The sequence below is a fragment of the Pontimicrobium sp. MEBiC06410 genome, assembly GCF_053601615.1.
In genome coordinates this window covers 34,548-47,845 of record NZ_JBSHNT010000164.1, presented here as the reverse complement: position 1 = coordinate 47,845, position 13,298 = coordinate 34,548, and the positions used below count along the sequence as shown (strand labels likewise).

Genomic DNA, 13,298 nt, shown 5'->3' with positions numbered 1-13,298 from the left:
ATATACAATCATACAATAATTAAGGAATTACTTTTTGAAATTTTACTTGCCTGTCAGACTCATAATAAGTTAAATATTGCCCGTAATTATATATTTTTTCCATGAGTTGAGCAATAGTTAAACTATAATCATGATTATCTAAAATTGTAGCAGCAACAGCAGAAACCTGAGGAGCAGCAAAAGAAGTACCGTGTATAAAATGCTGGTTATTGCCAACATCTATAAAAGATACATTGTAACCTCTAGCTACATAATCTACAGAATAAATACCATGATTAGAAAAACTAGCGATTCTAACATCTGTATTTTTAGCATAATATCTTGCTGCACCTATGGCTAAAAGATTAGGTTCGCTTATAGATGAAGGTTTGTGTATTTTTTCGTTATCATTATTATTATTTGCATTACCAGCAGATGTAACAACTAGCGTATTATTAAACTGTTTAAATAAATTAGTAAGTATTTGGTCGTTTGTTAAAGTAGCACCAATAGGAGAAGTTAATACAGGAGATTGGTAATAGCCAGAACTTATATTTATTACTTTGGCTCCCATATTTCCAGCAGCATTTACAGCACAAATGATATTAAATAACGAAGAGCGCCCCTCATCATTAGAAGCTTTTAATGGGATAATTTGGTAATCAGTATCAGTTAAATCTAATTTCGTTTTTAGTACACTGGTTACTAAACTACCATGTTGAACAAGATTATCATCAAAAGGATCATTATCACTATTTACAAAATCCCATCCAGAAATCACAGAAGGAAAACCAGGGAGATTGGCTTTGTATAAAAAAGGCTGACCATTAAAAACCGGGAAATTTGGATTCAATCCAGAATCTATTACAGCAATTGTAACTCCTGTATTTTCAGTAACAACTTTGTCTGTATAATCGGCATATTCAATAGAACCAAATGCAGGTGTAGTATCATTTTCTAAAACAAATGATAGATTATAGCTAAAAGCGTCAATTAAATCTTCAGAATCTGTATCATCATCTCCAGATATACCTATAGCAACAATCTCAATATCTACTTCAGGTTCTAAGGTCCATAATTCTATTATAGCTTCTGGAGAACATAAGTCACAAACCTTAAAGGTACCTTGTTTATTTGGTGGAGGTGTGCCTTGTAAATTAGCAGAATAAATGCCAAATGATTGCCTAAAAAGCTTTATAGCAGCTGGACTAACATTTTTTTTGTATTGAATAATAAGTTCGTTATTATGATATTTAGCCATGTTTATATTATTGTATGACAGATTAGGTTTTAAACCTTTTTCTAGTATCTGTGTAGATGCTGTATCATTGGTTATGGTGTCATCTTCAATTTCAGAGCATCCTAATAATATAAATGCACAGCAAACTAATAGTTTAATTAAATTTTTCATTGTTTAATAGGTTTTACGGGTTATTACTAATAACAACATTTTAAAAATATTGTAGGGTTATAGGTCTAGTTTTTTTGGTCTGATAGCATTTTACATTAACAAAATAAATATTGTGCACAACTTATAGTGTTTAATACTAATAAGTATTAAATAACTAAAAACATTACCCAATTTTTTTAAAAATTAAATTATTTTTGATTTTACTCACATGAATACACTTATGACGGAAAGCGAAAAGTACTTACAAGCCCTTATAAATGGAGATTATAAAAGGACTCTAGAAATATATGATAAGTTTTATCCAAAAGTACAAGCTTTTATACAACGTAATAATGGTAAAATTGAAGACGCTAAAGATGTTTTTCATGATGCACTAATATATTTAATAACAAAACATAAAAAAACGCCTTTAAAATTAGAGGCTTTCGAAGGATATTTATTTACTATTTGTAAAAATATATGGCGCAGCAGAATAAAAAACAAAAAAGAATGGGTAATGAAAGATGGGGTTTTACCACTAGTAGAAAAAGAAGACAGTATAGCAAACTTTACTTTAGAACAAAAACATTTAGAATTTTACCAAGAGAAATTCCAGTTATTATCCGATAACTGTAAAGAAATGCTAAGTAATTATTTTAATGGTATGAGTTATGAAGAAATTATGCGTGATTTAGCCTATAACTCTATAAACGTAGTAAGACAACGCGTTTTTAAATGTAGAGCTAAAATTGTACAATTAATAAAAGCGGATAGCCGTTATAAAACACTAGCATAAATGAACTCCAACCAAGACGACAACATGCAAGAGCAAATAGAGGCGTATTTAAACAATACACTATCTATAGATGAAAAAATAGCTTTTGAAAAGTTAATACAAGAGGATAAAGCTTTACAAGAAGAAATAAATTTATATAAAGCGTTACAAGAATCCCTTAATGAGAATGATTGGCATACCATAGATAAAAATAAAAACAAGGTAGAGTTATTAGAAATAAAGAAAGAATTAAAAAGTAAACCAATACAAGATGCTTCCAAGCATATAAAAAAAATAGAAGAACATTATTTTAATAATAAAAAGGCCAATAAATCCAAACGATTCTATACAATAGCAATTGCAGCGTCAATATTATTATGTGTTAGTATTGGACTTCCATTTCTATTTTCTAATCATAGTTTAGAAGGTTATTATAATAATTATCAAGACTGGGAGGATATACCCTCATTAACCGAAAAAGGCACACACGACGAATCTTTTAAAATAGAAACATTATTTGCTGAAAAAGACTATAGAGCTATCATTGAGTACTACGAGAAAAACCAATCAACAAAGAATATGTTACATCCTTATACATTACTTAAAGTAGGTAGTGCATATTTTTATACAGGAAATTATGATAGCGCATTGAAAATATTTGATGAGTTTATAGCATTAGATACTATGGATCGTTCTAGAGGCTATTGGTATAAGTTATTAGTGTATTTAAAACAAGAAAACAAGACTAAAGTAGAAGAAATGTTAAAAATAATTTTAGCAAATACACAAAACCATAACCACATAAAAGCTAAAAAAATAGCTGAAGAAATAAAATAAAGTATATATAGTGACTCAGAATAATTAATCATAAAAACTAAAACAAAAAAGCTATTACAGTACTGTAATAGCTTTTTTGTTTTTAGACACTTTAACAACTAAAGCATACAAAACATAAAAGGTGTTTTCCTCCATCACTTTATAGTATTTTCATTGTTAAACCCAAACGGGGTTTTCTTCAAAAAAAATAGACTTTCCCTTTCTAACATAAGTGTATTTCCTTAATCAGTAAGGTTAATCAACCTAAATTAAAAACAGCGTATTACCCACTTCTTAAAGGTCTGTTTTCCTATACAATAACCTCTACTTTAAAATTACTTTTGACTTGTTGAAAGACGTTGGCAGTCAGTCTTTTAATGCACAACAGAACATTAACTAATAAAATATAAAAGTCATGGTAAGTTATCCAGCAAAAATTAATAACCATTCAATTACAGTATCTAATACAGGTGCAAACATAAGGTTGCGAGGAGACAAAGAACAATTAATAGGAGATATACAATTTACTACAAGCCAATCTCAAGACCATTCTACTACAGCCTTTATTAATAGAGGAGGCTTTATATCTATGACGTATCCACTAGCACTTTTACCTTCTATTTTAATCTTACTTCAGCAGGACGATATACTACTAATAGAAGAAAACGGAGACTTTACTAATACAATAAAACAATAGACATTATGAATACTTTAATTCAAATAGCCTCAAAAGAAATAGGAACAAAAGAAATACCAGGTAGTAAGCATAACCAGAGAGTTGTTAATTACGCAAAAGAATCGGGCTTTAATTATATAAATGACGACGAAACACCTTGGTGTAGTTTTTTTATGAATTGGGTAGCCAAAAAAGCAGGAATGGAAACCTCTGGATTAGGAAATGCAAGATCATGGTTAAACGTTGGAATTTCTGTAGTCAATCCAGAACCAGGTGATGTTGTAATATTTTGGAGAGAGAGTCCAAACTCGCATAAAGGACACGTAGGTGTTTTTATGGGGTATTCACAAGATCAAAGCCGTATATATACATTAGGTGGTAACCAAAATAACCAAGTAGGAGAAACAGCATACCCTAAAAGCCAGTTATTAGGTTTTAGAAGATTACGACCAGCAAAAAAAGGCACACTATCTACAGCGGTTTTAAAAAAAGGAAGCCATGGGAAAGATGTAGTCGAGTTACAAAATGCATTAAAACTTTGTGGATTTAATGCAGGAACATCCGATGGCGATTTTGGTCCAAAAACAGAAGCAGCATTAAAACTATTTCAATCTACTAAAAAATTAAAAATAGATGGTGTTTTTGGAAGCGCAACCAGAGCAGAATTAATTAAACAATTATCAAAATTATAAAACCAAATAAAATGTCTGTACAAACTTTTACAATATCCGATGCTGTTTTAAGAAGAGCCTGCGAATACAATAGCTTTTCTATAGAAGGTAGGGAAAACGAAATGATCATTTTTGCTATTAGAGGAGCGCTTCCGGCAGCTCCAAATGTGTCTTTAATGGATTATTCCGAACACATGAAATTTAAAACCAGTCACTTATTACAACGTGTTAATATAAACTATTACTATCCAAGATGTCTTATAGGGCAGTGGCTTCCAGCCGAACGTAAGGTAGCAGTGTTTTTATCTAGTACAGTACCAAACCTTAAAAATGCACAACGTAATAGAAAGCGTAAGCATCAATTTAATAGTATGCAACCAGGGTTTTACAACTATAAAAAAGGACAACACCCTAGAAACAACTCAGGCTTTCAACCTCATAGAGCATTACGCTTAAATGGCTTAATTACGTTACGAAGAGCAAACTATACTATAAGTAACGGACAACCAGTAATTAATTATGGGCCTTCAGCAGATATATCAGTAGGCAATCCTGGCGATAATATCCATTGTGCAAGAAACAATCCAAAAACAACAAAAGTAAAAGCCATTAAAAACGATCCTTACTCTACATCATTTTGCATTTCAGACTATTATAGTAGTTATGGTTGCCAAGTGGTAACAGGCTGTCCGCCACAATATATTCCAAGAGGCTATACAAATGGAGATTGGAATGCATGGGATAAATTTATAAAAAACGTGTACGATGATAAAGCAGAAAATCAAGACGATTTTAAGTATATCCTTTTAAATAGCTGCGATCTGTACAATATATCTAAAGCAACAACATCTAACCCTGCGTTTATAAAAGTAAGACATGGCTCTACAGGACATTTAGTAGAAAAACTCCAAACAGGGTTAAAACGAATGCGTAGTAGCCAAACAGGTAATCCATATTATTCTGGACGTGTAGATGGAGATTTTGGTAAAGGAACAGCCGAAGCCTTAATACGTTATCAAAAAGAGAACTGTAATGGCAATGCTTTTGGGTTTGCGGGACAAAACACTTTTAGAGCATTAGGAGTTTCAATTTAATAAACAGTATACAATCAATAATTAAAAAGTAAAATCATGTTAAATATAGAAAAACAAGAAGTTATAGAAGGATGTGTAGTATACCAAGACTATACAGATCCAAATAGTTTTTACTGTTTGCCAGACGAAAAAGTAAAAATAGCAGATAACGGTAAAGCATTGCAATATGTAGTATATACAGATGGAGAAATAATAGAAGATGAAGACCCAGATTTTGATAAAGATGAATCTCGAGTGGGAGGTTTTTTAACCCTACAAGTAGAGTTAGGACCTTCCGATGAAAAATTTGAAGCCATTAAAAGCGAACTAGAATCTAAATACGGAGACGGTATTAGTTTATCTATGGTTCCTTTTAAGGATGGAGATGTAAAATTAGTCATGTTTAGTACAGATGGTAGTAGCGAAAACAATACCGAAGACTTTAAGGTAACAATAGCAGGTTCTACAAAACCATCATTAAGTATGAAACAAACAGCTGTGTTTTCTACGCGATTAAGTAATAAACCAGCACAGATAATGTGGAACTTACTAAAGCAAGAAGGACAAACACAAGTAGCAGTCGTGTACGATTTAAGCTATTTGGGTGTAATGAAAGCCTATAACTTAGAAATAACAGTAGATTTTAAAGCCACAGAAGATTTCTGGAACCACTCTTTTAATATGAGAGCAGGAGTAAAAAACGATAATATAAACATAGCAGCCAGTGCAGATGTAGATGTCATGATAAGGGAGCTAATGAGCGAAGGCGCAATTACAGTCAAACAAGTAGTATATGCAGAAGGAGAATCGCAAACTAATATTTTAGGTAACGACCCAACAGGAATAGAGTTAGTAAAAAAACTAATGGGGCCAACGCTCTTTAACGCTACAGCAATACCTTCAGAAGATTATAGTGCAGGAATTAATGAAACTATAGCAAATAGAGTAAGAGGAGAAGAAGAAGATGCAGATGGAGGAGATGATGAACAAGAAGAGCCACCAACAGAAGAAAATACTACAGATGAAGATGATGGTACAACAGAAGAAGATACAACAGAAGACGATCCAGTGGATGGAACAGACTCTGATAACGATAGACCAGAAGAAGATACAACAGGAGGCGGAAGTGCAGAAGATGAAGAAGCAACAGATCCAGAAGAAGAAAACAATACAGATGAAGACGACGATGCACCTTCCGATGAAGTCACAACTCCAGATGAAGATAATGATGATGACAGTAATGATGGCGATAATGAAGACGATGATGATACAGAAGAAGGAGAAACAGACTCCGCTTTAGATATAGATGTTAATGTAGGATACAGATTAAGACGAAGAGAAATTTCTCAACAAATAAAAAGAAAATTCACATTTAATAAAGCAGAATCTAAAACAATAAAATACCATCCAAATGGAGCCTTATCATTGGCAGGAACAGCATTCGATGCTGATAAACAATTACTAATGGTAACCTTAGGAGAAGGACCGTTTAAAGAAATAGAATTAGAAGTAAGAGCAAGTTTCGATTTTGATGAATATGATGTTAGAGAAGCCGTCGTACATATTTCGTACGGTTATAAAGGAGACGAAGGAGATAAAACTAAACGATTACACGAGCACAGTTTAACATTAAACAAAACAAATTTAAACGATAAAATAAAATTCTTTGTAGACCAATATGGCACACTTAATTACGATTATCAAGTAGAATTTATACATAATACAGGTTCTATTATAGGAAGCCCAGAGACTAAAATAACATCTCAACTCTTTGAAAATGAAACAAGGCGAGATTTAAGTATTAATATGGATACGCATTCTCCATTAATTCCAGTAGAAATTCAAGCAGGAGAATTACAATTTAGCGACGACAGCATACGATCTGTACAAGTATTTCTAGCCCCATCTAAAGGTTCAAATGGTAGAACAACCATATTAAACCAAGGCAGCACACAAATGAAACGCTACTTAATTCAGCCACCAGAAGAAAATAAGTACGATTATTACCTAAGACAAGAGTTTTTCTTTAAAGATGAGAAATTGGTGTTCGAAGAAGAAAACATAAAAGACTCTCAGGTAGTAGTAGATAGGCCATTTGCGCGAATATTTAACATAACACCAAACTTAGCAAATAGTAATAACCTAGTAAAACAAGCATTAATAGATATAAAATACACAGCAGCAGATAATGAAGAAAAAATAACCACATTAAGTCTAACACCAGAAGAATCAAGTAAATCTTTTGCAGTACTAGTAGAAGAAGAAGACTCTAGAAATTGGGAAGGAAGAAGCCGATTTATACTTAATGATGGGCGTTTATTTGAAGGCAACTGGGTAAACTACGATACAGAACAGCCCTTTATAAATTTAGATAATAGTGGATTTAGAACCGTAAAAGTAGAAACCCTATTAGGGCCTACAACATTTACAGGGCGAATAGTAGCATTACAAATAACAATAAATAGCACAGACCCAGAGATGCTAGGTACAGCTGTACTATTCTTAAACCAAAGTAAAGTTAGTGATGTTGCAATTATTCCAGATATGCCAGTAACAGTACCATTAAATGCTACAGTACGCATTTTTGCTAACGATGGATCGCAAGAAGAACAAGTTTATGCAATCCCTCCAAATACACCACAATTAATGCTACCAATAACAACAATTAATTAATCCAAAAAAAATAATTTAAAACATACAATCATGCTATCATTATTAGATAAAATAGGAGTTCCAGGACTTCCAGACGTAGAAATCTTTAGAGACCATCAAAAAAACAATGTTTTTTATGCCTTAAGATCTACCCCAGTAATTGCCAGAGATCAAGACGGAAAACCAGCATTGAGCTATAGTTTTTTCTCTAGAAATGCCGATATAGCCTATGCAAGTAGTGCAAATAAAGAATTAGTAGAAACACAATTAGGGCAGTTATTAGTTACTGTAGACTTATCGCTTTCTAAAGAAGAACATAAAATAGCAACAACCTATTTAAAAAAGATTTTAAATCAAAAAAATCACAAATTTGTTGCACGCTATCATAAACGATTCAAAAGACCAGTACCATCAAGAATAGAACCCATATTAACCTATCCAGGAACATGGAAAGAAGGTGCCGTAAAATTAGAAATATTAGAAGGATTAGGAGACACCTTCAAAAAAAGCTCAAGTGCAGAAGTAAAACCATCATTAACAGCATCAAACTCAGCAGCCTTATATGCTACATTTGGAGTAGAAGGCTCACAAATTATGTTCGATGCACTATCTAAAGGCTTTAAAAGTAAAAAAGGTAAAACAGAAAAAACACCATTACAAGCAATAGTTAGGTACGAATTAAAAGGCTATGCCCATATCCCAAATTTAGAAGTAAAAGTAAGAGGAAGATCTACTCAAATTTACGACTTCATACAAAAACAACGCAACACCTATAAAAAAGAGGTACAACAAGGCAAAAGAACACGAACAAAAAAATTCTTTGGAGTAACGTATTCTAAAAAAACATCAACATACGATCATAAAGTGGATGTAGATAAAACAGAGGTAAACTCTTTAGTTGAGCAAATGATTGATAAAAAAGTAATTAGCATAGATATTACAGATTATGGAGGAATGGACTCTAGTAGTGCAGAAAAGAAGGAAGTAGAAGAAAACTTAAGAAACTCTTTAATGGAACTTATTTTTGGAACTATTGTAAAATCATTTTTTGAAACAGCTTTTATTGGAGATAAAAAAGAATCCGAAGGAGAAGAAGGAGAAGATTCAGGAGCATCAACAATACAACCAAACTCAAATTTAAAATTATCAGCACGAGATAAACGTGTTAAAAACCAAGACCATTACTACTATTTTAGAAACGATGTAAAGAAAACTCAAATACAAGACATTTATTTTCACTTTAAGAAAAACGGAGTTGTCGACTTTTTAAGATATCCAAATGGCTCATTATCTGTTCAACTTACAGATAGCGAACGTAAAGCAGCTGTGCGTTACATAGACGTAAGTAGCCCAGAAGTACAAATGTTAGAAGTACAAGTAAAAGTAAATGCAGACTTTGTACAAGATAATATAGATTCCATTATAGTTAATGTAAGCTACAAGCAAAAAGATCATAAATCTGGTATAGTACGTCAAAACACAAAATCATTCCTATTTGAAACAGGAGAAGAAGTCTTCACATTTAGAGCCAGTATGGCAAGAAATTCAAAAGGCGAACTAATGGATTTCTATAAAGCAGAAGCCAAAATCTCATACAAAGGAACAGCAGATGCACCACCACCAATAGTATTAAATAATATTAGCGATAGAGTATTAAACATCTCTTACGATAGATTAGGGTTTATAACAACACAAGTATCTGCAGGAGATATAGATTGGACAGCCATTAAAGAAGCAGTCGTAGAATTAGAATACAAAGCAGAACCAAATAAACCAGACTCTAAAAAACAAATACGATTAAAACAAGACAATCCAGTAGACACATGGAAATGCTTTATGTATGGACATGATGATAAAACGTACCGTTACAAAGTAAAATACTTTTATACAGACGGAACCGAAAGCGAAACAGAATATAAAAACGATACCAGAGAATCATTAATAATAGATGATAATTTAATAGGAAGAGCCAAAGCTTCTTTCGATGTTTTAATGGATACAGAATCTGTAAAAACAGCAAAAATTGAAGTAATCTATAATGATGAAACAAGCAAAATAAAAGAAGAATTCTCTAAATGGTTTGAAGGATCAGAAACATGGGATTGGAGCATGAGGCTTCGTGAAGGCGCAACAACAGAATTTAAGTACCGTTATTTTGTGCAATATACAGACGGTTTAGTTTTTGAATCGGAATTAAAAACAGCCAATAGCGGTGAAGACATTCCTCCAATAGATATAAAACGATACAAACAAAGTCTTACAGTAGATGCAGGCCTATTAGATTGGACAAAATGGAGAATGGTATATGCAACTATTAAGTATGAAGATAAAGCAAATAAGTACCAAAAACAAGAAACTATTAGATTAGACGAGAGTAACTTCATGAAATCTTTTGAAATCTTTTCATTCCATCCAGGAGCAAATCAATACACATGCGAATTAAAATACGCAGGAAGTGACGGAAAAGTAATAGACGCAAAACCTAAAACTACAAAAGGAGGGATTTTAATACTAGAAGCACCACAAGAAAATGCAGATTCCCCAGAATCTGATACAGAGTAAAAAACAATAATAATCAATAATTAGTATTACTTATAGTCTTTGAAATTGCTGTGTTATTTACACAGTAGTTTCAAATACTGTGGGCAATACATAGGCTAAAAATATAACTATGGCACTCCAGATAGACCCATCGAAATTTAAAATGCATCAAGCAAAGATGCTGAAATTAAAAGTCGATCCATTAAAAATGAAACTATTTTCAAAATTAATGGTAAATAATGCAGTAACCAACACATTAAATGAAGCACCAGTTTCAGATAAAATATATAACTACAAAGGAAAACAATATGGGAGACCATTATTTAGGTTATTATCTAACAATTCAGGGAAAAAAATACCAGGACAACAAGGGTTACGTTTCTCTAAAGACAATAATGGAAACTTACATTTAAATGCTATTGTTGAAGCCTATAGAGAAGAAGCAAATGTTATCCCTCTAGACTTTAGAGATGTAACATTAAAACTAGTCTATGATGCTAATGGAAAACAAGAAACATTACCTTTATCCATAACGCAAATACTACCAATAAAGCAAACTAATGTATTAAAACACATATATGCACATGCTATTATAAAACCAGAGCATAAAGAAGCTATCTACGAAGCTTTAGTAACAGGTAATAAGTTATCTAAACTAGACATAAATTTAAATCTATGGTGGCAAAAACCACAACAACCAGTAGCAGCTAGATCAAGGACACCTCGAAGAGTACCACAAAGGCGAACAGTAGATCCAAATGCATGGATAAAACGTTTAGGGAATCCCTTTTCTATACGAAACCTTAAAGTAAGAGGCACACATATTTATAACGGAAATATAAGATTAATGTCCTTTAGGTCTGTAGCAGACGTTAAAAAAGCATTTAATGTTATAAGACATTATAATATGAGTAAAAAATGCTCAATAGGAGATAATTTTCATTATTTCTTATCAGGAAATAATGCGCCAGTTGGCGGTTTTAAAGGTGAGGACTGTTTAGGTTTTAACCCAGCAAAAATACAAGTAAAAAATGTTAATAAACGATGGAAAATAGTAGAAGGTAACCGATACTTATTCGATTTCGGAAGTAATAGAACACAAGCTACACAAGCCTTTAAAATCATTAAACATTACGGGTTTGATGCCGTGTGTTATGTAGGGAGACCAAAACCAGGAATGACCTATTTAAAACGTACAAAACCAGTACGTATGCAAATGTTGCACATGGTTGCAAGACCATATATGGTAAATCCTAAAGTTACAGCCGCAGCAGTTGCAAAACCAGCACTAACACCTAAACCCCAAAAAATAAATATAAAGGCACAAGTACATATGCTTTATGAGCGTAAAGACCCAGAAATATTTCAAGGCTTTTTTGCAGAATTAGAAACACAAGAATACAAGTGGGAACAAGGCGCAAAAATAGATGAGCAGAATGCAAGCGTACTACATTCCTACTATTATAGGCTAACCAACGACCCAAACAAAGTATTCTTTTTACCACAAGTATATAGAATAGGTGTAAACCATAACACAGGAGAACCTAGAGTGCATATAAACATGTACAATAAAGAAAACGCTACAGGAGAAATGGAGTACCGTATAAACATGACATTTCATGTAGTACCATACTTTCACCCAAGAGCAAAAAAAGATTTAATGAAAGCTTTAGATATAAAATCTGAAGGAAAAATTAAATATGTCGAAAACCTAATACTAAGCGGTTATAAAGAAGTGTCTTTTGAGTTGGAAGATCGGTTTTTAAGTGATAATGCATTGTTTTCAGAAAAATTTACCGAGAAAATATCAAAAATAGACCCATCTACAGGCTTTACAATTACTGCCGATCATAGCCTAGAATCTTTTGAAGTTTTTAAAAGAGAACTATTAACTAACGGCATTAATATAGGAAAACTCTATTTTGATTTAGAAGAAGAAAAAGATGGAGAAATAAGTGTAATTAGAAGTAACCCAATAAATGTAGAGCTAAACTTTAAAAAACTAGAAAACATTCCATTGCATATAGAAGCCTCTACAGTTAGTTACGGTAACCATTCTATTATTTGTGGATTCAATTTACTTAATAAAACAGACATTCCCTTAAACGTAGGAGGAGTAGAGTTAACATTACTCTCATCAAAAGACAATCATATCTATGATGTAGATAGCGATTTAAATACAAAAATAGATGCAGAAGATTGGCCAATAAGTATAGAAACTAACGAAAACAAAACCATATTTATAGACGATAATGATATCGATCAACTATCAGACGAGCATATGGTATGGAACGATTTAGTATGCGAACCATATAGTATTAGAGCAAACATAGACTCCGAAAAAATAATGGCATCTGTAATAGATCATGCCTCTGGAGATCCAGAAATATGGAACTTAGATGTTGTATGCCAATTATACAAAAATTGGGAAGATTGGACCGAAGAACAACGCGCGCCATATAAAGGTATTGTTGGGTTAATAGTAGATATAAAAACAGACGATGGAGAAGAGTTCTCTCTAGAATTAAATAGAGAAACACCACAAGGAACTATAAAAATGTCCAGATCTGTAAAACAACTATTACAATCCACTAACTACGATAACAGAAAGTACCAGTACAGATTAACCAATATAACATTACCACCAACACCCTCTGGAGCATGGAAAACCCCAGAAAGTACAAGCGTAAACCGCTTACAAGTATATCCAGAACTATAATAACAT

The 13,298-nt window shown here is 32.4% G+C and carries 9 protein-coding genes; 8 read left to right on the top strand and 1 reads right to left on the bottom strand.

Annotation, left to right across the window (positions count from 1 at the left end; translation table 11 throughout):
- Positions 1-19: 19 nt before the first annotated feature.
- Positions 20-1,390 (bottom strand): S8 family peptidase, encoded by a 1,371-nt coding sequence (locus tag ACVC08_RS18065; RefSeq protein WP_452603108.1) that lies wholly within the window; start codon positions 1,388-1,390, stop codon positions 20-22.
- A 208-nt stretch (positions 1,391-1,598) separates the two neighbouring features.
- Here ACVC08_RS18065 and ACVC08_RS18060 point away from each other — a divergent pair, with 208 nt between their 5' ends.
- The 8 genes from ACVC08_RS18060 (at position 1,599) to ACVC08_RS18025 (ending at position 13,292) form a co-directional block, all read left to right on the top strand.
- Positions 1,599-2,165: an RNA polymerase sigma factor gene (locus tag ACVC08_RS18060; protein ID WP_452603107.1), complete on the top strand. Its 567-nt coding sequence runs from the start codon at positions 1,599-1,601 to the stop codon at positions 2,163-2,165.
- Positions 2,166-2,981, top strand: coding sequence for a hypothetical protein (locus tag ACVC08_RS18055; protein WP_452603106.1), 816 nt, complete (start codon positions 2,166-2,168; stop codon positions 2,979-2,981).
- A gap of 394 nt (positions 2,982-3,375) precedes the next feature.
- Complete coding sequence (locus tag ACVC08_RS18050; RefSeq protein ID WP_452599073.1) at positions 3,376-3,657, top strand: hypothetical protein; 282 nt, start codon at positions 3,376-3,378, stop codon at positions 3,655-3,657.
- 5 nt (positions 3,658-3,662) lie between these two features.
- Positions 3,663-4,328, top strand: coding sequence for a C40 family peptidase (locus ACVC08_RS18045; protein WP_452603105.1), 666 nt, complete (start codon positions 3,663-3,665; stop codon positions 4,326-4,328).
- Between the two features lie 11 nt (positions 4,329-4,339).
- Positions 4,340-5,401 carry a peptidoglycan-binding domain-containing protein gene (locus ACVC08_RS18040; protein ID WP_452603104.1) on the top strand — a complete coding sequence of 354 codons (1,062 nt, stop codon included), beginning with the start codon at positions 4,340-4,342 and terminating at the stop codon, positions 5,399-5,401.
- Between the two features lie 36 nt (positions 5,402-5,437).
- Entirely contained in the window at positions 5,438-8,053 is a 2,616-nt protein-coding gene (locus ACVC08_RS18035) for a hypothetical protein (RefSeq protein ID WP_452603103.1), read from the top strand.
- Positions 8,054-8,083: 30 nt separating this feature from the next.
- Positions 8,084-10,594: a hypothetical protein gene (locus ACVC08_RS18030; RefSeq protein ID WP_452603102.1), complete on the top strand. Its 2,511-nt coding sequence runs from the start codon at positions 8,084-8,086 to the stop codon at positions 10,592-10,594.
- 109 nt (positions 10,595-10,703) lie between these two features.
- Positions 10,704-13,292 (top strand): hypothetical protein, encoded by a 2,589-nt coding sequence (locus ACVC08_RS18025; RefSeq protein WP_452603101.1) that lies wholly within the window; start codon positions 10,704-10,706, stop codon positions 13,290-13,292.
- Positions 13,293-13,298 lie beyond the last annotated feature (6 nt).

Bases quoted from the DNA above. Each gene is read 5' to 3' on its own strand.
- ACVC08_RS18040 (WP_452603104.1), top strand. From the start codon at position 4,340: ATGTCTGTACAAACTTTTACAATATCCGATGCTGTTTTAAGAAGAGCC.
- ACVC08_RS18055 (WP_452603106.1), top strand. From the start codon at position 2,166: ATGAACTCCAACCAAGACGACAACATGCAAGAGCAAATAGAGGCGTAT.
- ACVC08_RS18065 (WP_452603108.1), bottom strand. From the start codon at position 1,390: ATGAAAAATTTAATTAAACTATTAGTTTGCTGTGCATTTATATTATTA.
- ACVC08_RS18025 (WP_452603101.1), top strand. From the start codon at position 10,704: ATGGCACTCCAGATAGACCCATCGAAATTTAAAATGCATCAAGCAAAG.
- ACVC08_RS18045 (WP_452603105.1), top strand. From the start codon at position 3,663: ATGAATACTTTAATTCAAATAGCCTCAAAAGAAATAGGAACAAAAGAA.
- ACVC08_RS18050 (WP_452599073.1), top strand. From the start codon at position 3,376: ATGGTAAGTTATCCAGCAAAAATTAATAACCATTCAATTACAGTATCT.
- ACVC08_RS18060 (WP_452603107.1), top strand. From the start codon at position 1,599: ATGAATACACTTATGACGGAAAGCGAAAAGTACTTACAAGCCCTTATA.
- ACVC08_RS18035 (WP_452603103.1), top strand. From the start codon at position 5,438: ATGTTAAATATAGAAAAACAAGAAGTTATAGAAGGATGTGTAGTATAC.
- ACVC08_RS18030 (WP_452603102.1), top strand. From the start codon at position 8,084: ATGCTATCATTATTAGATAAAATAGGAGTTCCAGGACTTCCAGACGTA.